A 22,755-nucleotide genomic window follows, 5' to 3' on the forward strand; every position below is an offset into this window, starting at 1 on the left:
AATAAGTAGAACACAGATTTAAGAAATCATTAAAATTTACAAAATTTATTATTTTTCCAATTTCTCAAATTTTTCCAATCAGTGTTCAAACAAAAGCTTTAAATAAGTAGAACAAAGCAATCATTAAAATTTACAAAATTTATTATTTTTCCAATTTCTCAAATTTTTCCAATCAGTGTTCAAACAAAAGCTATAAATAAGTAGAACAAAGCAATCATTAAAATTTACAAAATTTATTATTTTTCCAATTTCTCAAATTTTTCCAATCAGTGTTCAAACAAAAGCTTTAAATAAGTAGAACAAAGCAATCATTAAAATTTACAAAATTTATTATTTTTCCAATTTCTCAAATTTTTCCAATCAGTGTTCAAACAAAAGCTTTAAATAAGTAGAACAAAGCAATCATTAAAATTTACAAAATTTATTATTTTTCCAATTTCTCAAATTTTTCCAATCAGTGTTCTTTTCTCTAAAAAAAAAATCCCTGAAACGTTCGATTCAGGGATTCCTATAACTTATTTTTATGGTTTTTAGCCTCGCAACCACGCTTCGCGAAGTGCTTTCTTCGTTTCGTCAGTAGCTTGAAAGCCGTCAATTTCGTCCATCGGAACTTTTACGGTTCCTTTTAAAGTCAGTTCTTTGTCTTCTCTTTTTATGACAAATGTCACCGGGTCATTTTCTTGCCATGACATGCTGCCGATAATCATATCGTAGATGTTGTCGAGATTGTATTTAGTGTCATTAATGGAAACAATGATGTCGCCACCTTGCAATCCGATTGCTTTCATGAAGTCATTTAATTCAATTCCGGGAAGAATGATAATTTCTTTGGTAGTAGGGTTTACTGTAATATACGGAACTTGTCCTTTTAAGAAAATATTTCCGGGAATTTGTACTTTGGTTTTGCTAACGCCAACTTTAGCAAAAAACTCCTCGTAGTTCAACGGTGTTGTTCCGCCTACATACGTGTCTAAAAACGTTCTGATTTCTGGGAAAGTAACGGAAACTATTTTGTTAAACAATTCACTGTCTTCAAATGGTTTTTCGTTGCCGTATTCTTTGGAAAGTTTTTGCATTAAATCTAAGATTCCGCGTTCGCCATTGCTTAATTCTCGTAATTTGATATCTAAACACATTGCAATTAAAGCCCCTTTTTCATACACATTTAAATAAGCATCTTTGTATTCTTTTTTCAATACTTCGGCACTCATTTTGGTGAAGGGCATCGTATCATCAAAACGTTGAGAATTGGTGATTTTCCCTGCCATTCTTTGGTAAAATTCTGTTTCATCAATCAAGCCTTGATTGACTTGAAAAAGGTTGGCAAAATATTCGGTAATTCCCTCATACATCCATAAATGTTGTGACATTTTAGGTGTGTTGAAATCGAAAAAATGAATTTCTTTGGAATGAACACTTAAGGGTGTTACAATATGAAAAAACTCATGCGAAACCACATCTACCATACTCTGGTTTAATTGATCTGCCGGCATCGCTTCAGGGAAGACAACAACTGTAGATGTGTTGTGTTCCAATGCTCCAAAACCTTTGGCATCTTCTTTTTCATAATCGGAGAGATAAAGTAGAATAGCGTATTTTTTGGTATTGTCAATTGGACCTAAAAATTTCTTTTGTGCCTTCATCATGGTTTCCATTGCGGGCTTAAAATCTTCTGCGGTGTACATACCGTTTGGCGAATGAACACTGATGATGATTTCCATATCATCCACCATAAAAGAAGCACTTTTTTCTTTGGTATACATGATTGGATTATCGGCTAGTTCAGCATACCTAGTTGCTTTAAATACATCAATAGCATCACTTTTATCCAAATCTACCATGGCAGTTGCACCGTGCAAGTGCGTTGGTTTAGTGATGGTTAATTGATACGGAAGCTCATTTAAATCTTTAAAATAACCTATAAATGCATGCGTGTTGATTACAAAATTTTCACCTTCTGCTATATTTGTTCCTGCCGGAGAAAAGATATCGCCTTGACCAAATTCGGTTCCGGACTCAGAATCAAAAGTGTCATTCATCAAATAAGTAACGGAAGCTAATTTTTTAGCGTTTTTGATAACCCACGAATTTTCATCCATTTTGGCAACAGAAAGTTCTTTTCCTTTGGCATCATAAGCTTTAAAGTTTTCAGCATATCGTCCATAATCATCCTCAGAATAGGTTCCGGGAACAATTTTTGGAAGAAAAAAAGTAGTTTCGTCTGTTTTAATTTTTGGTGGTGTAATTTTTACTGCAACCCTGTCATTGTTGATTTTTACTAAATCAAGTTCAACATGAATTTCATTATTTTTGTTTTGTGCAAAACTTGTACTAATGTGTAGTAGTAAAAATATACTAGAGAGCACAAGGGATAAGAGTGATTTTCTCATGAAAGTTAAATTTAATTCGTTAGTAGCGTAAATGCTAAATATGTTACAAATAAAAACAAAAAACGCCTTATTAAAAAGCGTTTTGATAATAATGGTATAAAGAAATTACTTGGCTTGAAGTAAAATCCAGTCTTTAATATCTGTCAAAACAATCGGTGAAAAAGTTTGTTCGATGGTTCCATATTCATCCACTGAGCCGGTTTCGCTTTCTTGAAAAAGATGGTTCAAATTTGGATATTCTTTTACTGTTACTTTTTTGTTCCCACCTTTCTCTAAACTATTTTTAATGCCTGTCATATTTGTTTTGGGTGGAACTTGAAGGTCTTTTTCGCCATTTAAAACTAAAACCGGACATTTTACTTTTTGCAAAAACACTGCGGGTTCATAGCTGATGAAGTAGCGGAACCACGGTGAAAGCAACGGTTCAATTTGTTGATTCAAGGCTTCTTTTCTATCATTTTCATTAAGATTGTTAAATTCTGAGTTGTCCGAATACATCGTGTTGAAAACAGTTTCTAATTCTTTTTGAGCTTCGATAGCTGTTTTGTTGCTCTTGACTATAGTATAAACAGATTTATTAAATTTTTTAATGTCCTCTAAGGCAGTCTCATCCATTCCCGATGATTTTCCAATCAAGTAAGTTTGCTCTAAAAGTAATTCATCACCCGGTATTCCGGGTCCTGCCAATAAAACAATAAAACTAATCGATTTATCTTTTGAAGCAACAATAGGGGCAATTATTCCACCTTCACTATGACCAATTAGTCCTATTTTTTTAGCGTTTACACCTTTTCTGTTTTTAAGATAGGTTACAGCTGCTTCAATATCTGTTGCAAAATCATAGGAAGTAGAGGTAGTAGGATCACCACCGGATTGGCCAACACCACGATCATCGATTCGTAAAACCCCGATACCATTTCTAGTTAAATAATCAGCAATTACCCAAAAGGGTTTGTGACCAAAAATTTCAGAATTTCGGTCTTGTTGTCCGCTTCCGGAAATTAAAACAACAGTCGGATAATTTTCTTTTTTTGGATAAGTGAATGTTCCTGCTAGTGAGACGTTAGCCTTTACATTTTCAAATACTACATCGTCAATTTCATAAGGAAATGGTGCTTTGGGTTCTTGTGGACGATTTATTTTTTTTACAGCTGTTTTTGTTCGAGTTAATTTCAGTGGAAAATTTTGTCCATTTTGAGAAAAAATTCCATCAAATTCTAAAGTATCATTAAACTTTCCGGAATAGGAAAATTTGGCTTGATCAAATTTAAAAACGAGTGTTTTATCTTCAAACGTTACGGAGGAAAGTGGAATTCCGATAGCATTTTGTTGCGGAATATCCATTGTGCCGGTGTAGAGGGTTTCCTTTTTATCGAAATTTAATTCAAATAATAATTCCGACCCCATAATACTTAATTTTCCATACCATTTCCCCGTTATGTCCTGAGAAAAAAGCATTGAAGTAAATAATAACGCAATAATAAACAGTATTTTTTTCATTTCGATACTTATATAATGGTTCAGATTATAAATTTATAAAAATGATTACTGAAATGCTTTATTTTATGCAATTATCTTTTCGAAATTTTATTGTGTGTAATTTGCCTCTGTAACGTGCATTTGAATCGGTCAATTCCGCTTCCACGAAGTTTAGCATGCTTAGTACTCCTGCCTTGCACACGTTCACGCCACATTTTGAAACTGGACGATTTCATTTCTTTTCGCATCAATTCGATGGTTTCTTGTTCAGAAATCCCAAATTGAAACGTAATGGCTTCAAATGGCGTTCGGTCTTCCCAAGCCATTTCGATAATTCGATCGATTTGAATGTCATTAAAAACTTTGGTGGTAGGCATACATCTTTTTAATTATAATAACAAAGGAACGGTATAAATAAAAAAACGCTTGCTGAACAAGAGTTAAACTTTTATTAATCAAACTTATTTTTGATATAATATTTGCCTTCTAAATCGTCATCAAAATCATCAATAACAGGTTTTGGCTTGGGTTTGCTAGCCGTTACCTTTTTTTTCCACAGCTCAAAATTGTCTTTTGATAATTTTTTACGCATGATTTCGGTCACTTCGTTTTCAGAAATTCCAAACTCAACTTTTAAAACTTCAAAAGGTTTCTTTTCCTCTTGAGCCATACTGACTACGCGTTCGAGTTCTTCGTAAGTCAGTTCCACTCTTTTACTTTTTTTCATTAGTTCAAAAGCACAATTAATGTTATTTTCTAATTTTATTTTTATTAATCAATATTACTAAAAAAATAAATTACTTTTTCAATCAACACCATTTTTTTTAGTTAAAGTTCAGGAGATCTGGATTTTTGAAACGGAATTTTAAGTAACTTACTTAAATCATTGTTTTCTTCCGGTTTCATATGCGTATCGACTCCATAGATTATTTGACCTCTTTCGAGGTACGAATAAGTGCCAAAAATCCGATCCCACACAGAAAAAATATTACCATAATTGCTATCGGTATAAGGCAATTTATAATGATGATGCACTTTGTGCATATCCGGAGAAATGATAAAATAGCTCAACACTTTGTCCAATTTTTTTGGAAGAGGAATGTTGGCGTGATTGAATTGCGAAAAAACAACCGAAAGCGATTGATAGAGAAAAACCATCCACATCGGACTACCAACAATTAAAACGCCAAGAACAGTAAAGACAAATCGAATGACACTTTCACCCGGATGATGCCGATTGGCAGAAGTGGTATCAATCCAAGTGTCGGTATGATGAATCAGATGAAATCGCCATAAAAACTTGACTTTGTGTTCAATTAAATGCACTAAATAAGCTCCGATAAAATCCAATAATAACAATCCAACCAACGTATACACCCAAATATTCATCTCGGGCAACCATTGTAAAATTCCGAAATTTTGTTGAATAGCAAAATCGGCGGCTAACAATAAAATAAAAGCCATTACAAAATTTATGATGATGGTGGTTATCGTGAAGAAAATATTTATTCCGGCATGATTGATTTTGTTGTATTGGAATTTGAAAAGAGGGAACGCATTTTCAATTAGCCAAAAAACAGTGATTCCACCAACGAGAATTAAACCGCGATGCAAGGATGAAATGGTTTCAAAATAGTCGATTAGCGTCTGCATTTTTTTTTAACTAAAGTAATAAAAAAAGTAATATTATTTAATAATTCTGAAAGTCAAATTAATGCGTTCTCCAATTGGCTTGGCTGTTTTCGGAATTTGATGTTTCCAGAAATGCTGTGTACTTCCTTTCATGAGCAATAAACTGCCGTGTTCAAGGTTGATTTTTAATTTGGCTTCTTTTATTGAATTGTGCTTCAGATGAAAACTTCGGTCGGCACCAAAACTAACGGAGGCAATAATAGGATTTCTACCTAACTCTTTTTCATTATCAGCATGCCAACCATTGCTGTCTTTTCCATCACGATACAAATTTAATAAAACGGTGGTAAAATTTTCAGCACAAATTTCTTCAATTTCATTTTTAATGAACATCAACAAAGGGTTCCACTTATGCGGATGCATGACAATATTGGAATAGGAATACGTTTTCCCATCGTTACCAAACAAAGCGGTAAGACGCGGTTGAGGATGCGTTTGCCCAAAAATGGTGATGTTGTCTTGCTGCCACGGAATTTCATTTTTTAATTTTTCAAATAGTTCTTTGGCTTTTTCAAAACTAAAAAAGTCGGGGTAATACTCGATTTCAGCATCAGGTACATCGAATATTATTTTTTCTTTGGGAAAGAGTAAATTCATGTCGTAAAAATAAAAAAAAAGCGATGGAAAATCACCATCGCTTTCGAGAAAACGTAAGATTAAAATTTGTTAGTTTTCGTGGTCTTGTAAAATATTTTTATAAATGATTCCGGCAACGATTGCTCCTAAAATAGGTGCGAGCCAAAATAACCAAAGTTGCAGTAAAGGTTCACCGCCGGTAAAAATGGCTTGTGATGTAGATCGGGCTGGGTTTACAGATGTATTTGTAATCGGAATACTAATTAGATGGATTAAGGTCAACGCCAACCCAATGGCAATTCCGGCAAATTTCCCATTAGCAAATTTATCAGTAGCTCCCAAAATAACTAAAACGAAGAACAATGTTAAAACAAATTCTGTTACAAATGCAGTCGCCATCGAATAGCCTGAGGGTGAAAAGGCTCCATAACCGTTAGAAGCAAAAGCCCCGGCTTTGGTATTGTCAATACCAAGAAAAGAGTCTTGACCGTTCATGATAAAATAGAGTGTTCCTGCGGCGGCGAGACCACCAATACATTGAGAAAAGATGTACGGCGTCAACTCTTTGGCTTCAAAACGCCCACCAGCCCAAAGACCGAAGGAAACAGCGGGATTAAAATGTCCGCCTGAAATATGCCCAACAGCATAGGCCATTGTTAAAACGGTTAGTCCAAAGGCAAGAGCAACTCCGGCATAGCCTATGCCTACATTGGGTACTCCGGCGGCAAAAAGTGCACTTCCGCAACCACCGAAAACCAACCAATAGGTTCCAAAAAACTCTGCAAATAATTTTTTCATGATGTATTTAGTTAGGTTAATATTTAGTGTAAAGAAAAGCCCAATAGATCAAAACTAGTTGCAATGGAAGACGAATCAATCGCACCCATTTTGGTAATCCTAAAGCTGCTTTTTTGTTCTGATACATATAGAAATTAGCAGGAAAAACAGCCACGAGCAGTGCAATTATGCCCCAAGCGGCATAGGAAGTTGTTTGAGGTACACAAAGAAGTATTCCTAAAACAATTTCGGCAACGCCAGCTATCCCATTTAATAATTTAGGATTCGAAAAGTAAGGAGGTATAATTTTTAAATAAAGTCTGGGATTGCGAAAATGATTGAAACCAGCTATAAAATAAATAGCTGCCATACAATACAGATGCCAAGGTAAATTCATAAATAATCACTAAGATTACACGAATTTATAGAAAAAATGTTAATATATTGCATAAGTAGAAAAAATTCTACTAAAAATAAAAATTATGTTTTAGTTCTTGAGCCAACATTCATAATGATTATGGCAAAAATAATCAATACAATACCAAACCATTGCAAAGCGTTAATTTTTTCACTCAAAAGAAAATAAGCCATTAAAACAGAAACGGGTAATTCTAAGGAAGAAACAATACTACCAAGTCCGATTCCGGTGTAAGGAAATCCTGCATTTAATAGCATGGGCGGGATAATGGTTCCAAAAAGGGCTAAAATAATTCCCCATTTCAAGAAAATTTCAAAATTAAACGGGGTATTTTGAGTGAGTAGAGCAAAAATAAAAACGATGACAGCTCCACCTAAAAGCATGTATAAGCTTCGTTGAGCAGAAGAAATACCTAAAGCCACTCGATTGGCTGTAAACATGGTTGTGGTGAATGACGCTGCGGCTAACATTCCCCAAAATAATCCTCTCCAATCTAATTCAATTTCATTTTTTAATAAGTTGGTCGCCAAAATAGTTCCCACTAAAACAATAGCAACAGCAACAATTTTTTGCAGAGAAGGAAGTTTTTTGTCTAAAATCATTTCCAGCAAAACGCCCATCCAAACCGTTTGCATTAACAAAACGATGGCGATTGATACATCGATATAACGAACACATAAGTAATAGAAAACACTTGTCATTCCCAACGAAGTGCCGGCGAGCATCAATTGAAAAATGTTTGTTTTAGATGCTTTTACAGCGGTATTGTTGTTCTTTAACCGCTGAAAAGAATTGATAATCAAAACACCAATAATTCCCAATACAAACTGAGCTGTAGTGACTTCAGCAGTAGTGAAATTTTCTTGGTAGGCAAGTTTAACAAAAGTGGCCAGCATGCCATAACTTGTTGCTCCTAATCCAACTAAAAACACCCCTTTTAAAACACGATTTCCAAACATAATTTAATTTTTAAAAAGCCGGCAAAGATAGGTAAAAGTTGTGAGCTGCGGGTTGAAAGTTTTAAAGTTTCAGGTTTCAGGTTTCAAGTTTCAGGTTTGAAGTTGATGGTTGTTAATAAAAAATGTTCCCAGTATAAATCCATTTCAAACTTTTACTGCGAAGCAATCCAATTCAAGAAGAATTCATTTTATCTTTCAATCCATAGGTCGACCAAAAGTGGGAGGTGATAATTTAAACTAGAGTAGATTTGAAATTCAAAAGATGGAGAAAACCGACTTGTTATGGGAACGCCATTAAATCCAAGAAAATTTTTCCTTCATAATCTTCGTTTTATTTTCGATTAAGTAGTGTTGAAAAGCAAGAGCTACCGGTGAATGTTTTTTTTGTTTCAACCAAATTAAACTCCAGGTTGATTTTAAAGGTAATCCCATAATGGGTATAATGTGTAAATCACCATTATTCAATTCATTTTTTATGCCAATTAAGGGCATGATGGAGCATCCCAATCCTGCAATCAAAGCTTGTTTTACCGCTTCGTTGGAAGTTAATTCCATTTTTTTGATGAGCTGTAATTTATTGGTCTCAAGAAATTGTTCCATCACTTGCCTCGTTCCCGAGCCTTTTTCCCTATAAATAATTGGAAGCTTTTCAATAATTGATTTGTCATTCTGTTGATGCGGAAAATCAAATTCTTTGTTTCCAACTAAAAAGAGTTTGTTTTCCATTAAATCAATTTTCTCAATATCCACGTTTTCGGGCAACAAAGAAACTAATGAAAAATCAACATCGTTGTTTTGCAAACTTTTAATTACTCTCAGTTTGTTGGTTACATCGAGTTCTAATTCTATCGCAGGATTTTCTTTCATAAAATCCGTGATAAAATAAGGAATAACGTATTTACCGGTTGAAACAACAGAAATCTTTAGTCTTCCAAAAATTAGACCTTTATAGGCCATCGTTTTGTAATTGATATTTTGAACTTCATTTAATATTTTTTCAGCAGCCGATGCAATTTCTTTGCCAAAATCAGTAACATAAAGTTGTCTGCCAATAACCTCCGTTAACGGAATATCAAATTGATCTTGTAGTTTTTTGAGCTGAATAGAAACAGCAGGTTGCGTAAGATGCATCTCTTCAGAAGCTTTGGTAATGCTTTTTGTCTCTGTTATTTTTAAAAAAATAAGCAATTGGTGTAAGGTGTAATTCATAAGTTTAGTTTATGTATATCATTACAAATATAAATAAAAATATATGAAATGTTTTGTAGAATTTTGTAAAATTAAATTTCACTTACATATATAACTATGAAAAAGAATATTGAAAAATATGGTTTAGTGCTTTGTTCAATCTGGTTACTCTCTGGTTTGATTTTATCATTCACTAGCCAAAAAAACCTTTTCATTGATTTTTATTTAGGACTTGGAGTCCTTTTAACCTTGCACACCTTGCGAAAAGTAAACTTTAAAATTAATTAAAATGGACAAAAATTTAAATTTCAAATTGATTGATGGAACATTTAAACCATCAGACGCCAAATCGGTTTTAACCACGTTGGTTAAAGATAAGATTAAGTTTCATGAATTAGAACTTTTTAGTGCTCACGAGCGATTTGGTATTGAACTACCACATTCAAAAAAAAGAATTGCAGAATTAAATGAAATTTTATTGCAGATAAGTCAAGTCTTAAAAGACTATGAAAGCGAAGAGGTAGAGATACGAATTTCAGGAACTATTGAAGTTTTGGCAGTTGAAAAAAAAGAAAAAAATGAAGTTTTTTGAGGGTAGAAAGCTCATTGTTGCAACCAAACATCACAAGGAAAAAGTTATTCTTCCACTGGTTGAAGAATATTTGGGGGTAGATGTTTTTGTCCCCTCTGATTTTGACACGGATAAGTTTGGCACTTTTAGCGGAGAAGTAGAAAGAACAGGAAATGCTTTGGAAGCCATTCGAAAAAAATGTTACGAAGCGATGGAGCAGTATGGATATGATTTAGTAGTTGCCTCCGAAGGTTCATTCGGGCCGCATCCTAGTCTTTTTTTTGCCCAAGCAGATGATGAGTTACTAATGCTTATTGATAAAAAAAATGAATTAGAAATTATTGCCCGTGAATTAAGTTTAGAAACCAATTTTAATGCGGAGAAAATTACATCACAGGAACAGTTGCTGGAATTTGCCCAAAAATCAGATTTTCCTTCTCACGGATTGATTCTCAAAGACGCAAAAGAAAACAGTACAATTATTCATAAAGATATTTTGGATTGGGAAAACTTACAAGCAGTTTATGAGTCTATCAAGAAAGAAACCTCAGAAGTTTGGGTGGAAACAGACATGAGAGCTTACAGGAATCCGACCCGAATGAAAGTGATAGAAAAAGCGACGCAAAAATTAATAAAAAAAATAAACACTGCATGTCCAAACTGTCAAGCTCCCGGATTTGATGTGAATAAAGTAATAAAAGGTCTCCCTTGCAAGTGGTGTAAATCGCCCACAGAATCTACATTCGCTTGGCAATTCAATTGTAAAAAATGTAATTATACATCGCTTCAAAAATATCCAAATGATAAACAATATGAATCACCCGAATTTTGCAACTACTGCAATCCCTAATAAAAGAGGAGTTATCACAAAGTCAATAAAAAAAGCAGTTTTTTATTTAACTAAAGGCGATGTTGTGGCTATTCCAACAGAAACGGTCTATGGACTAGCCGCTAATATTTATAATGAAAGTGCTTTAAAAAAAATCTTTGAAATAAAGCAAAGACCATTTTTTAATCCATTAATTGTTCACATTGACTCGGTTGAATCGTTAGATAAAGTTGCTAAAAATGTTCCTGAAAAAGCTTATTTGTTAGCCAAAAATTTCTGGCCCGGTCCCTTAACAATGATACTTGAAAAAAATAAAACAGTCTCTGATATTGTCACTGCAGATAAAAATACGGTTGCTGTGAGAGTGCCCAATCATCCGGTTGCCTTAGAATTAATTAAAAAAATGGGCGTTCCACTGGCTGCTCCAAGTGCTAACCCCTTTGGCTCGATTAGTCCGACTACTGCCAAACATGTTGAAAATTATTTTAAGCATAGTCTCGATGTGATTTTAGATGGCGGTATGGCAGAAAAAGGTATTGAGTCAACTATAGTAGGTTTTAAAAAGGGAGAAGTTGTGGTTTACCGCTTAGGTTCTATTTCGCTAGAAATGCTTGAGTTAGTGGTGGGGAATGTGAAGGTCATTGTAAATTCTGAAAAACATCCTATTGCACCCGGAATGTTAGAAAAGCATTATGCCCCCCGAACACCAATGATGATGAGTAGTAATCCTCTACATACGGCTTTTAATTTAATTGGCAAAAATATCGGACTTCTGGTTTTTGAAGGCCAGCATATTTCTAAAGATTATTATACAGAAGTGTTGTCTCCAAAGGGCGATATGGAAGAAGCTGCCAAAAATTTATACGCAGCCATGCATAAGTTAGACACCAAAGGATTCGATTTGCTAATTGCCGAGAAGTTTCTGGACATAGGTATAGGCAAATCGATCAATGACAGACTTTCAAGGGCTTGTATAAGAGAAACCAATTTTACACCTAATAATATTTTTATTTAATGAATTTAGATTTATTACTTCAAAACTTAACCAATCCGGCTTTATTGTTTTTTGTGTTAGGAATTTTAGCCGTGAAGTTTAAAAGTGATCTGGAAATTCCGAATAACTCATCTAAATTTATTTCACTTTATCTCTTGTTTTCAATTGGTTTCAAAGGAGGACAAGAATTGGTGCACAGCGAGCTAAATTTATCAATCTTGTGGGCTCTGCTCTTTGGCGTGCTTGTAGCTTGTATTATTCCATGCTATACCTTTTTTATCTTAAAAAGAAAACTTAGTATAGAAAACTCAGGAGCAATTGCGGCGGCTTACGGTTCAGTAAGTGCCGTGACATTTGTTACAGCGGTGTCTTTTTTAGAGATTCAAAATATTTCGTTCAACGGCCACATGGTTGCTGTGATGGCATTAATGGAAGCTCCTGCTATTATTATTGGTGTAATCTTAATTCGTTTTTTTGGTTCCAAAGAATCGTGCAATAGTAATATGGGTTCTATTATTAAACATTCATTTACCAATGGAAGTGTCTTTTTAATTATTGGTAGTCTAATCATCGGGTTTTTAGCCAGTGATAAAGAGGCAATGGGCATAAAACCCTTTACAACCGATATTTTTAAAGGATTTCTAGCCATTTTTTTGTTGGATATGGGAATTGTTTGTGGCAAAAAAATCAATGACTTTTTAAAAAGTGGCTGGTTTACAGCTGTTTTCGCAATCGTTATTCCTTTAGTAAATGGTGTCTTTGTCGCAGTAATTAGTCAATTTATTACAGCAGACACAGGCGATCGATTTATGTTTGCAGTTTTAGCAGCAAGTGCTTCTTATATCGCAGTTCCTGCAGCGATGAAAATGGCAGTGCCGAAAGCGAATCCGGGTTTATTTGTACCCATGGCATTAGCAGTTTCTTTTCCATTTAACATTACGGTAGGAATGCCGATATATTTGGCGGTAATTAACTATTTTTAATCAACCATATCTTTTAAATGAACCCGCAATGCATTCACCGAAATACTAATTTCCCAAAACGAAATACCCAACGATATCAATAAGGCTAATAAACTTCCGCCAAAAAGAACAATACCCGGCAATTGGTGTTCAAAAAATAAAACCAACATCGCAAAAACCGATAAAAACAAACTCAACACACCAGCCAATTGCATGTAACGAATCAACGTTAACCGGAGGTTTAAATTCGCGATTTCAATCAAAATACTTTTGTTCTCTTTTTCATCATACGTCTTTTTTAATCCACGCACAATTTGAGCAATGGTTAAAAACCGATTGGTATAGGCCAATAAAATCAACGAAGTGGCAGAAAAGAGTAGGGCGGGAGTGTCTATGGTTAGTGTCATGGTGTGGTTGCGGGTTAAAAAGTTGCGGGTTCAAAGTTCGTTAATCTTGAAGCGAGTTTCAATATATATTGAATAAAATTTTAAAACCAGTCATTTTCAAAAGAAGTAAACGAACTCAACTTTGGAATGTTTGAAAAAATATGCCCGGATTTAACTGAAGAATCGTACAAATATTTATTTCATTAATATGTAATCTACTTGTAATGCTATAATTGATTATATCAAGTTGAGCTATGAAACACTTTAAAAAAGCAGATAAAAAATAATAAGAGAAATTGCTATCAGTAAAAATTTTAATTTTCTGTAATACTTTCTATATACGCGATCAATCTGGCTACAATTCCTTGCTTTTCATTTTCAGGATTATCTAATTTTGAAGCATATTCGTAAGCCTTAAACGTTGAGATGAAAAAGGCAATAAAAAAAACTACCGCGATAATCGTTAAAATAATAAGGTCTAGATTTTCCATACTACTTTTTAAGTTTTAAATTGAAATAGATCAGTAATCCAATAATTGTTGGAGGCCATAATCCAATAAAAAGTGCACGTTCGGGGTTATTTAAAACAACATAATAATATTCCGAAATAAATATTAACACCACAACCAATACAAGAATAAGCAGTTCTATTTTTTTAAATTTAGTAAACATTTTTTAGTTGTTTTTAAGAAAGATCTGCAGTAAATATACGATAAAAACTATTGGATTTTTAACAGAATAAAAAAAATATGTAAGCTTTTGCTCATAGGTCTTGCCTCTAAGCTTTTCTTATTTGATCTTTAAAATTTATATATTCAAATTTTGTCTACTTGAAAACACATCAAGTATAAATACTCTTTCAGGTTCAATTTTGTAAACAATTTTGAAGTTCCATTTTGGAAAAAATCGAATATTTTCAGATTTAAAAATAGGATCAATAGGATTTCGTTCCGGAAAAATTGATAGTTTTTTCCCAATTGTGAAAAGAGTATCAACTAACATTTTCAGCATTGTGTGGACTTTTTAGATGTATGAAATCATAAATAGGCTGGATAGATACAATTGCATCTTCGGACCAAATGACTGTCCTCATTTCTTTTTTATCTTAGCTTTTGCATCTTCAGTCAAATAACCATTTTCAGTATCTTCAGACGCATGTAGGATTTTTGAAATATGCTCTTGATATTCATTTTTGGTTAAAGGAGTGCCATTTGCTTTGTAGGTAAATACTTCTTCGTCAAGTAATTTTTCTATGTTAGAAAGCAAATTAGTATTTTCTACATCTAAAATTCGATGTACTATATTTTTTCGTTGGGTTTCAATATTCATTTTATTGAAATTTAAATTGATTATAAATTTAAGGAATAATTTTTAAAGTTATAAAAAAAACCTGCAAGCATTCACTCACAGGTTCAGTCTTACTACTTAATTCTCCCGTCTTAATACTATTTAATCATCTCAAAACTTCGCTTCACAAACGCCGTCAATTCCTCACCTTTCAATAATCCTTGCGAGATTTTAGCTAAGTCCATTGCTTGTTTTACCAAATGTTCTTGAGCCGATTTGTCTTCCGTGGAAAGAATGGTTGTTGCTAAATTAGAGTTGGTATTCACCACCAAATTATACATTTCCGGGAAGTTACCCATACCAAACATTCCGCCACCGCCGGACTGACTCATTTCTTTCATTCGTCGCATAAATTCCGGTTGCGTAATCATAAACGGAGCGGCATTGCTATCCATTGCTTCCAATTGAACCGTATACGTTGCTTTTGGAACTAATTCTTCTAAAACGGTTTTTAATTTGGTTGATTCTTCTTCCGATAATTTTGAAATCTGCGTGTCTTCTTTTTGAATTAATTTGTCAATGTGATCAGAATCTACTCGAACAAACGTCAAGTTTTCATTATCCGCTTCTAATTTTTGAATTAAATGCGAAACGATTGGGCTGTCAAGCAATAGTACTTCGTAACCTTTTTCTCTGGCTATGTCAATGTAACCGTGTTGAGCTTCTTTGTTGGAAGCATATAAAACGACCAATTTTCCGTTTTTGTCCGTTTGATTGGCTGCTAGTTTTTCTTTTAATTCTGCTAAGGTGAAAAATTTATCATCAACGGTTGGATACAAAACAAAATCTCCCGCTTTTTCATAGAATTTGTCTTCCGAAAGCATTCCGTATTCCAATACGATTTTGATATCGTTCCATTTTTGCTCAAAATCTTCACGGTTTTCATTGAATAATGACTTCAATTTATCCGCTACTTTTCGGGTAATGTAATTGGAAATCTTTTTCACATTGCCATCCGATTGCAAATACGAACGCGAAACATTCAACGGAATATCCGGCGAATCAATCACTCCGCGAAGCATCACCAAAAATTCAGGAACAATGCCTTCTACATTATCCGTTACATAAACCTGATTTTGGTATAACTGAATTTTGTCTTTCTGAATTTGTAAATCCGCAGACATTTTTGGGAAATATAAAATTCCGGTCAAATTAAACGGATAATCCACATTCAAATGAATACTGAACAACGGATCTTCAAATTGCATCGGATACAATTCGCGGTAGAATTCTTTATAATCCTCGTCTTTTAATTCCGTTGGAGCTTTGGTCCAAGCCGGAGTAGGGTTGTTGATGATATTATCAACCTCAATTTCTTCTGCTTTGAAATCTTCAGGAGCATCTTCCGGTTTTGGAAGCGTTTCTTTTTTAGTTCCAAATTTAATGGGCACCGGCATGAATTTGTTGTATTTTTTCAACAATTCACGGATTTTAAATTCTTCTAAAAATTCTAAAGAATCCTCAGCAATATGAAGGATAATTTCAGTTCCTCTTTCTGTTTTGTCGCTTGGAACTAAAGTAAATTCCGGACTTCCATCACACGTCCAATGTGCGGCAGGTTCGTCTTTAAATGATTTAGTAATAATTTCCACTTTGGAAGCCACCATAAAAGCAGAATAAAATCCTAATCCAAAATGACCGATGATACCTGAATCTTTGGCAGAATCTTTGTATTTTTCCAAAAACTCTTCGGCACCCGAAAAAGCCACTTGGTTGATGTATTTTTCAACTTCTTCAGCAGTCATTCCTAATCCTTGATCGATAATGTGAAGTTTTTTGTTTTCCTTATCGATTTTGACTTCAATTTTCGGATTGCCATATTCCACTTTGGCTTCGCCAATGCTGGTAAGGTGTTTTAATTTTAAAGTAGCATCTGTGGCATTAGACACTAGTTCACGAAGAAAAATTTCGTGATCACTGTATAAAAACTTTTTAATTAAAGGAAAGATGTTTTCTACAGAAACATTAATTTTTCCGGTTGTCATATTTTGAATTTTAAGTTAAACATTATTGGTTTCTCAATAAGCAAAAGCAATACCATTTGTGAAGATATGACAAATTGACGTAGAAATAATTAGTTAAGAAGTGTAGAATTAATTTGATAATAGAAAGTGGGAATTATGTAATTTTATTTAGAAAAAATGGAAGTATCTTTGTATCACTAACATTTAAAGTAGTAAAAAATGAGAAAAATAATTTTTATAAGTATGTTATCCGTGTTGTTTTTTTCCTGCAAAACAAACACCGCCACAAAGTTGGACAACAAGACCGAAGCAGGCATGAAAGGAAATTGGGTAATTGCATCAGTAAATTATCCGGGGTCAGAGTACATTAAAGTAAATTCATTTGAACTTGCCGATTCACAATGTTTCGTGGGAAGTAATTGGAAATTCGTTTCCAATAATAACAAGGGTGAAATGGCACTAACCAAAGCGGGTTGCCCTGCCTTTAGTTCGCCAATTACTTGGTTTGTGAATAAAGAAGGAAATTTTGTCATGAAAGTGTTAGACGCTGGAGAAAAAGCGAAGAAAGTGAGAGAAGGCTATGTATTGAAAGTAGCCAATCAAACTGAAAGTTCTTTTCAATTGGTAGATAGAATTAGCGTAGGAAATTCGATGACAGATGTGGTTTATCAATTTCAAAAAGTAAATTAAATAAAATAATATAATACAACAGAATATGAAAAAAATAATAGCAATAAGTATCGTTGCTTCTTTTGCATTAGGGACACTCTTTACGGGTTGTGAAGCGGCAAAAAATACAAATAATACACAAAGAGGTGCCGGAATTGGCGTCGCTGCTGGAGCAGTAATTGGTGGAATTCTAGGAAACAACCTCGGAAAAGGTGGAAACACCGCTCTTGGAGCCGTAATTGGCGGTGTTGTAGGTGGAACCGTGGGAGGTGTAATTGGTAATAAAATGGACAAGCAAGCCCGCGAAATCGAACAAGCGTTACCGGGTGCAGAAGTAAACCGAGTAGAAGAGGGTATTGTATTGGTTTTGGGTGAAAATTCAGTGAATTTTGAAACTAATAAATCAGTTTTAACGGCTACTGCTAAAGCAAATTTGGATAAAGTTGTACCTGTTTTTCAAAGTTATGCTGATACCGATATTGTAATTTATGGTTATACTGACAGCACAGGTCGATTAGAATTTAATCAAAAATTGTCCGAAGATCGAGCGGCATCTGTGAGAAGTTATTTAGTAAGTAAAGGTTTAGGTTCTACCCGTATTAAAACAAAAGGAATGGGGCCCAACGATCCAATTGCTTCTAATGAAACGGTGGAAGGAAGAAGTAAAAACCGTCGAGTGGAATTTACAATTACTGCTAACGAAAAAATGATTCAAGATGCAGAGAAAGAAGTGAAAAACTAATTGCTTTTTAAATAGTACAAAGACCATCAATTGTGATGGTCTTTTTTTTTGAAATAACTTTAACAAATATTTTGTTTAAATAATTTTGAAAAAAGTTGAACAAATGAGTACCTTTACAATCAAGAAATTTAACCAAAAAATGGCAACAATAAAAAAAACAACAACGAAGAAAAAACTTGTAAGTGATGACCAAATTGTAAGTATGTACATGGATCAAGTTTTACAAAATAATGCCGAACCCAAGAATGTGTATTTGTTTTGTCAAGAAAATAAAATTTTAGAAACTGAATTTTATGCTTTATATGGTTCAATAGAAGCATTGAAGCAAGACATTTGGGTAAAGTTTTTTGAAAATGTTAAAAACACGGTCGAATCGGACGAAAATTATTTGACCTATTCCAATAAAAATAAACTATTAACGCTTTATTTTTCATTGATTGAAATACTTACACTAAACAGAAGTTATGTGGTATTTGCGTTGAAGGAAGAAAAAAATATGTTGAAGAATTTGCAACAATTGAAATCGTTCCGAAACCATTTTAAAAGTTTTATCGTAGATATGACAGACACGCAAACTTCGGAAGAAGATTTTAAAGTCAATAAGGTTTTAAAACCACTTTATGTAGAAGGTGCTTGGGTAGAGTTCTTATTTATATTGAAATTTTGGTTGGAGGACACTTCCAAAGGATTTGAAAAAACCGATGTAATGATTGAAAAAGCAGTAAAAGCTACTTTTGATGTCTTAGACACTACGCCATTGGATAGTTTATTGGATTTAGGCAAATTTGTTTGGAAGGAAAAATTTAATTAACAGCACGCATTCGCATGAGGGATAGTAGCGAATAACCCGTGCGCCACCGGCGGAACACGCCAAAAAAATAAATGAAAACATTAGACAAAATACCAACCAATAAAATTGAACGTGCCGGACAATTGGTGAAAACCGGTTTGAAAGTAGGAGGAAACTACATTGCCTATTACGGCGAAAAAGTGGTGAATCCCGGTTTGACAAAGGATAAATTGAACGAGAACAATGCAGAAGATATTTATGACGGACTAAAGAATCTGAAAGGAAGTGCATTGAAAGTGGCTCAAATGCTAAGCATGGAAAAAAATATCATGCCTAAAGCATATGTGGATAAGTTTTCCTTAGCTCAATTTTCGGTGCCACCGCTGAGTGCTCCGTTGGTGAGAAAGACATTTAAAAATTATTTGGGAAAATATCCTGAACAACTGTATGATTCGTTTACGCCTGATTCTATAAATGCGGCCAGCATCGGACAGGTGCACAAAGCTGCAAAGGATGGGAAAAATCTTGCTGTGAAAATTCAATATCCGGGCGTAGCGGAAAGTATTAGTTCAGACTTGGCAATTGTGAAACCTTTTGCAATTAAGATGTTCAACCTCCAAGGAAAAGACTCGGAGAAATATTTCAAGGAGGTTGAGCATAAATTATTGGAAGAAACAGATTATGAGTTAGAGTTGAAACAGGGGAAATTTATTGCAGAGGCGTGTAGCATGATACCTAACTTGCGATTTCCGATTTACTATGAAGAACTATCGTCGAAACGAATTTTAACGATGGATTGGATGGAAGGGGAACATTTATCGGAGTTTACGGCTCACAATGCAGATCGTGAAAAAGGTGATAAGTTGGGTCAGGCATTATGGGATTTTTATATGTATCAAATGCATTATTTAAAACAAGTGCATGCCGATCCGCATCCGGGTAATTTTTTAATTGATGAGAAAGCGAATTTAATTGCGATTGATTTTGGTTGCATTAAACAAGTACCGGATGAATTTTATATCCCATACTTTGAATTGGCTCGTCCGGAAGTGATCAATAATCCAAAATTATTTAATGAAAAGTTATTTGAATTAGAAATATTGCGAACGGATGATTCACCCAAAGAAATTGAGTATTTCACCAACCTGTTTCATCAGTTATTGAGCTTGTTCACTAAACCGTTTCATGGTGATTTCTTCGATTTTTCAGATGAAGAATTTTTTGGAAGTATTGCTAAAATGGGTGAGGAGTTTTCAAAAGATACACAGTTGCGAAAAATGAATGGCAATAGAGGGTCAAAGCACTTTTTATACATTAACAGAACATTCTTCGGTTTGTATACACTGTTGCACGATTTGAAAGCAAGAGTGGACACCAAATACTATGAAAAATACATTGCCAACTAAATTTTAGTTGTTTATATAAGGTTTGTTTATTTATTGGTTAGGTTGATAAGAGCGACACTCCACGTTTGAGTTATGTCGCTCTTATTCTTTATAGTAAGCATGAAAAGTTAAGTGTATCATTTATAATATATATCATATTTGCAAATATAATTAAATAAAAAAATGACTGGATTTTCACCCAGTCATTTTCTATCCGTCTAAAGCGATTTGAAATTGTATTTTTACCTTATTTGTTGTACTTCAAAAAAGGTCTTACCGATAAAGCCATTAATTACTACTCCTGGAATAAAATTTTTAACAAAAATTTCTACAGTATTCCCTATCGCTAAATTAACTAGACAGTTAATGTTGCGTGATACCTCGCCCAAATTAGTGTGATTTCCGGACGTTTCCTGATATAAAACGCCATTTACAAAAACACCAATTGCATATTGTTGCAAATTGGTTTGATCATTAGTATGAAATCCTGCATTGATTTGATAAAAACCAGCTTTAGTGGCGGTAAATGTTCCACCTGCAAATTCTGAACTGGTATCAAAAACTTCTGTTGAAAAATTAATCTTTTCCCAAGTGCCCGGAGGAGCCGGGGCAGTTAAAACCTGATTTGAACCACCCAAATTAACCCTTACCATAGATAAAGTGTTTAGCGGATTTTGAACCCAAGTGCCGTTTCCAGCAGCATCGCTTTGCAAAATATAATTGGCCGTAGCTCCATTCGTCATTTGAAAAGTGGTAGTAGTGGTATTTCCAGCTACATTTACACTCGTACCATTGTCGGTTATAATTCCATCCACAAGGGTAGTGCCGTTCCATTTCGGTATTACATTGTTTGTAGCAGAGGATACTTGCGGATCAGTTTCAATTGTTGAGGGTGTTACCCAACTTGTTACCCCTGCACCATCTGTTCTTAAAATTTGATTTAATGTTCCTCGGGTGTTTGGTAACGAATAACCGTTTACACCAGCTGGGTTATTAACTTGTAGTGTCCCGTTTACTCTCAGTATATTGGTATCAAACTCACCATAAATGAGAGCATTACTTGAATTAGCATTTGTATTTTCAATATACAATTTATTACTGCTACTTCCGGCTTCTGAGCTACCTGCTAAGTGACCTAAAAATACGTTGTCAGTTCCATTAGTAGTATTTGAACCAGCAGAAAAACCAAGGGCGGTGTTCCTTGTTGATGTGTTAGTAGCATTTCTTAAAGCATTCGAGCCTATGGCTACAGTCCATGTAATTGTTCCGGAACCGGTCATAGTATTATCTCCAACAGCCACATTATTCCTGGTAGCGTCAGAATTTAAACCAGACATGGAATTGCTTCCAACAGCTGTATTAAATAGTGTTCGTGATGGCACCGATGTTAAAGCATTGTATCCCACCGCAGTATTGTTATTACCTCCATTTAAACTCGCAAGTGCACCACTACCAACAGCGGTGTTTAAAGCTCCTGTGTCTGCATTTGGTGTGTTTGTTGCTAAAGCATTAAACCCAAAAGCGGTATTGTTTGCAGAGGTGGTGTTTGCCGCTAGAGCATTAGTTCCAAAGGCAGTGTTATTCGCGGCTGTATTTGCTGCTAAAGCATTTACCCCAAAAGCAGTGCCATTCGTTGTGGCACCGGCTGTTAGAGCATTAACACCAAAAGATGTACTAGTGGCTGAAATTCTTCCTGCATGTGAATTATTTCTTCTAAATTGAAGATTTGCAGCTGTTGTTGTTCCGATAAAATTGGTTCCATCAACAATGCCTGTATTTCCAGTTGTTAACCATCCTGTTGAAGCTGGTAATACACCGGTGATAAAACGTTCCCATATTGTACCATTCCAAAAATAAAATCCTGGTGTAACAAGCCCTTGTAATGCAAGAACGGGTAGAGGTAGTGCACTATTATTATTCGTGTTGTAAACTATCTCAGAATTTACTGGTGCCGTAAGTGGTGCTGGGAAATTTGTCCCACCCAGTGAAACCCTCGGAATTAATAGGCCATCAGTCGTTGATGTAATATCTAAAGCACCTTGCGGTGTTGTTGTACCAATACCCACTTGTGCTTGAACACTATTCAAGCATAAAACAGCAGATATTGCAGCGAATACGATTTTAATTTTCTTCATAATATTTTTATTTCTCACTTTTGGTAACATTCTATCTTTTGCTTTCAAATAGACAAAGCTGCAAATTAAAAAATACCTCTCTGAAAAAAGAGAGGTATATTTTTAATTAAACTTATTTTAGAACTTAATTTTTCACCACTCGCACGGTTCTCGTTTCTTCACCTTGGGTTACAATCACGTTGTAAACTCCCGATGGATAACGATCACCAAACTGGTAGTTGGTCGCATCTTGTGCTTTTACTTCTTTTACTTCCAATAGTCTTCCCGTCATGTCATACACGGTCAGGCTTACTGCTTCTGTGTTAGAAGTTCTCACATCTATAGCAAAACTGTTTGCAAATGGGTTTGGATAAGCAATCGCTTTGAACTCATTTACATTGGTTGCATCCATTCTTGAAACTGCATCCGGTCTTCCGGCTCCTGGAGTAATAATACTACATGATTTACCGTAAGGTCCCCAAACACCATTCAAACGTATCGCTACTCTAACAGTGTAAGTTGT

The 22,755-nt window shown here is 34.5% G+C and carries 24 protein-coding genes; 8 read left to right on the forward strand and 16 right to left on the reverse strand.

Annotated features, from left to right (window positions below):
* Positions 1-530: 530 nt before the first annotated feature.
* From B0I10_RS14115 to B0I10_RS14160, 10 genes are all read right to left on the reverse strand, one after another.
* Entirely contained in the window at positions 531-2,390 is a 1,860-nt protein-coding gene (locus B0I10_RS14115; RefSeq protein WP_112087158.1) for a M61 family metallopeptidase, read from the reverse strand.
* A 105-nt stretch (positions 2,391-2,495) separates the two neighbouring features.
* Positions 2,496-3,890, reverse strand: a complete 1,395-nt coding sequence (locus tag B0I10_RS14120; protein WP_112087159.1) for an alpha/beta hydrolase family protein — start codon at positions 3,888-3,890, stop codon at positions 2,496-2,498.
* A 71-nt stretch (positions 3,891-3,961) separates the two neighbouring features.
* Complete coding sequence (locus B0I10_RS14125; protein ID WP_112087160.1) at positions 3,962-4,246, reverse strand: TIGR03643 family protein; 285 nt, start codon at positions 4,244-4,246, stop codon at positions 3,962-3,964.
* 74 nt (positions 4,247-4,320) lie between these two features.
* On the reverse strand, positions 4,321-4,596 hold the full coding sequence (locus tag B0I10_RS14130; RefSeq protein WP_112087161.1) for a TIGR03643 family protein: 276 nt from the start codon (positions 4,594-4,596) through the stop codon (positions 4,321-4,323).
* A 101-nt stretch (positions 4,597-4,697) separates the two neighbouring features.
* A complete protein-coding gene (locus B0I10_RS14135; protein ID WP_112087162.1) occupies positions 4,698-5,522 on the reverse strand; it encodes a sterol desaturase family protein in 825 nt (274 codons plus the stop codon).
* Positions 5,523-5,555: 33 nt separating this feature from the next.
* Complete coding sequence (locus B0I10_RS14140; RefSeq protein WP_112087163.1) at positions 5,556-6,158, reverse strand: alpha-ketoglutarate-dependent dioxygenase AlkB family protein; 603 nt, start codon at positions 6,156-6,158, stop codon at positions 5,556-5,558.
* 69 nt (positions 6,159-6,227) lie between these two features.
* Positions 6,228-6,935 carry an aquaporin Z gene (gene aqpZ, locus B0I10_RS14145; RefSeq protein WP_112087164.1) on the reverse strand — a complete coding sequence of 236 codons (708 nt, stop codon included), beginning with the start codon at positions 6,933-6,935 and terminating at the stop codon, positions 6,228-6,230.
* A 16-nt stretch (positions 6,936-6,951) separates the two neighbouring features.
* Complete coding sequence (locus B0I10_RS14150; RefSeq protein WP_394336197.1) at positions 6,952-7,284, reverse strand: DoxX family protein; 333 nt, start codon at positions 7,282-7,284, stop codon at positions 6,952-6,954.
* Positions 7,285-7,394: 110 nt separating this feature from the next.
* Positions 7,395-8,291 carry an EamA family transporter gene (locus tag B0I10_RS14155; protein WP_112087166.1) on the reverse strand — a complete coding sequence of 299 codons (897 nt, stop codon included), beginning with the start codon at positions 8,289-8,291 and terminating at the stop codon, positions 7,395-7,397.
* A gap of 294 nt (positions 8,292-8,585) precedes the next feature.
* On the reverse strand, positions 8,586-9,500 hold the full coding sequence (locus tag B0I10_RS14160) for a LysR family transcriptional regulator (RefSeq protein WP_112087167.1): 915 nt from the start codon (positions 9,498-9,500) through the stop codon (positions 8,586-8,588).
* Between the two features lie 268 nt (positions 9,501-9,768).
* On the opposite strand from B0I10_RS14160, the gene B0I10_RS14165 reads away from it, so the two are divergent.
* From B0I10_RS14165 to B0I10_RS14180, 4 genes are read left to right on the forward strand one after another with little or no spacing between them, the layout of a single operon-like run.
* The gene (locus B0I10_RS14165) at positions 9,769-10,071 is read left to right on the forward strand and encodes a hypothetical protein (protein ID WP_112087168.1); all 303 of its coding nucleotides are present in this window, start codon (positions 9,769-9,771) and stop codon (positions 10,069-10,071) included.
* Positions 10,058-10,900 (forward strand): DUF6671 family protein, encoded by an 843-nt coding sequence (locus B0I10_RS14170; protein ID WP_112087185.1) that lies wholly within the window; start codon positions 10,058-10,060, stop codon positions 10,898-10,900. Before B0I10_RS14165 ends, B0I10_RS14170 begins: the two co-directional genes overlap by 14 nt.
* Positions 10,851-11,894, forward strand: a complete 1,044-nt coding sequence (locus tag B0I10_RS14175) for an L-threonylcarbamoyladenylate synthase (RefSeq protein ID WP_245943002.1) — start codon at positions 10,851-10,853, stop codon at positions 11,892-11,894. The genes B0I10_RS14170 and B0I10_RS14175 overlap by 50 nt, the downstream gene beginning before the upstream one ends.
* Complete coding sequence (locus B0I10_RS14180) at positions 11,894-12,856, forward strand: sodium-dependent bicarbonate transport family permease (protein ID WP_112087170.1); 963 nt, start codon at positions 11,894-11,896, stop codon at positions 12,854-12,856. The genes B0I10_RS14175 and B0I10_RS14180 overlap by 1 nt, the downstream gene beginning before the upstream one ends.
* Here B0I10_RS14180 and B0I10_RS14185 read toward each other — a convergent pair.
* The 4 genes from B0I10_RS14185 to htpG all read right to left on the reverse strand — a co-directional run bounded on the left by B0I10_RS14185 (position 12,853) and on the right by htpG (position 16,553).
* Positions 12,853-13,242: a DUF2721 domain-containing protein gene (locus tag B0I10_RS14185; protein WP_112087171.1), complete on the reverse strand. Its 390-nt coding sequence runs from the start codon at positions 13,240-13,242 to the stop codon at positions 12,853-12,855. The two genes, B0I10_RS14180 and B0I10_RS14185, sit on opposite strands and share 4 nt — an antisense overlap.
* Positions 13,243-13,535: 293 nt before the next feature.
* A complete protein-coding gene (locus B0I10_RS15705; protein ID WP_181456965.1) occupies positions 13,536-13,712 on the reverse strand; it encodes a hypothetical protein in 177 nt (58 codons plus the stop codon).
* A 598-nt stretch (positions 13,713-14,310) separates the two neighbouring features.
* Positions 14,311-14,550, reverse strand: a complete 240-nt coding sequence (locus B0I10_RS14200) for a hypothetical protein (RefSeq protein WP_112087174.1) — start codon at positions 14,548-14,550, stop codon at positions 14,311-14,313.
* Between the two features lie 116 nt (positions 14,551-14,666).
* Entirely contained in the window at positions 14,667-16,553 is a 1,887-nt protein-coding gene (htpG, locus tag B0I10_RS14205; RefSeq protein ID WP_112087175.1) for a molecular chaperone HtpG, read from the reverse strand.
* A gap of 198 nt (positions 16,554-16,751) precedes the next feature.
* Between htpG and B0I10_RS14210 the strand changes: the two genes are divergently transcribed.
* The 4 genes from B0I10_RS14210 (at position 16,752) to B0I10_RS14225 (ending at position 20,139) form a co-directional block, all read left to right on the forward strand.
* Positions 16,752-17,222 (forward strand): lipocalin family protein, encoded by a 471-nt coding sequence (locus B0I10_RS14210; protein ID WP_112087176.1) that lies wholly within the window; start codon positions 16,752-16,754, stop codon positions 17,220-17,222.
* 25 nt (positions 17,223-17,247) lie between these two features.
* A complete protein-coding gene (locus B0I10_RS14215) occupies positions 17,248-17,943 on the forward strand; it encodes an OmpA family protein (RefSeq protein WP_112087177.1) in 696 nt (231 codons plus the stop codon).
* Positions 17,944-18,082: 139 nt separating this feature from the next.
* The gene (locus B0I10_RS14220; protein ID WP_112087186.1) at positions 18,083-18,754 is read left to right on the forward strand and encodes a TetR family transcriptional regulator C-terminal domain-containing protein; all 672 of its coding nucleotides are present in this window, start codon (positions 18,083-18,085) and stop codon (positions 18,752-18,754) included.
* Positions 18,755-18,825: 71 nt separating this feature from the next.
* The gene (locus B0I10_RS14225) at positions 18,826-20,139 is read left to right on the forward strand and encodes an ABC1 kinase family protein (RefSeq protein ID WP_112087178.1); all 1,314 of its coding nucleotides are present in this window, start codon (positions 18,826-18,828) and stop codon (positions 20,137-20,139) included.
* Positions 20,140-20,360: 221 nt separating this feature from the next.
* On the opposite strand, the gene B0I10_RS14230 is transcribed toward B0I10_RS14225, so the two are convergent.
* Both B0I10_RS14230 and B0I10_RS14235 read right to left on the reverse strand, forming a co-directional pair.
* Positions 20,361-22,253, reverse strand: coding sequence for a beta strand repeat-containing protein (locus B0I10_RS14230; RefSeq protein WP_146740371.1), 1,893 nt, complete (start codon positions 22,251-22,253; stop codon positions 20,361-20,363).
* Positions 22,254-22,377: 124 nt separating this feature from the next.
* Positions 22,378-22,755: T9SS type A sorting domain-containing protein (locus tag B0I10_RS14235; protein ID WP_146740372.1), on the reverse strand; the 378-nt coding region annotated here is incomplete at its 5' end.

Source organism: Flavobacterium lacus (assembly GCF_003268815.1).
Classification (GTDB): Bacteria; Bacteroidota; Bacteroidia; order Flavobacteriales; family Flavobacteriaceae; genus Flavobacterium; species Flavobacterium lacus.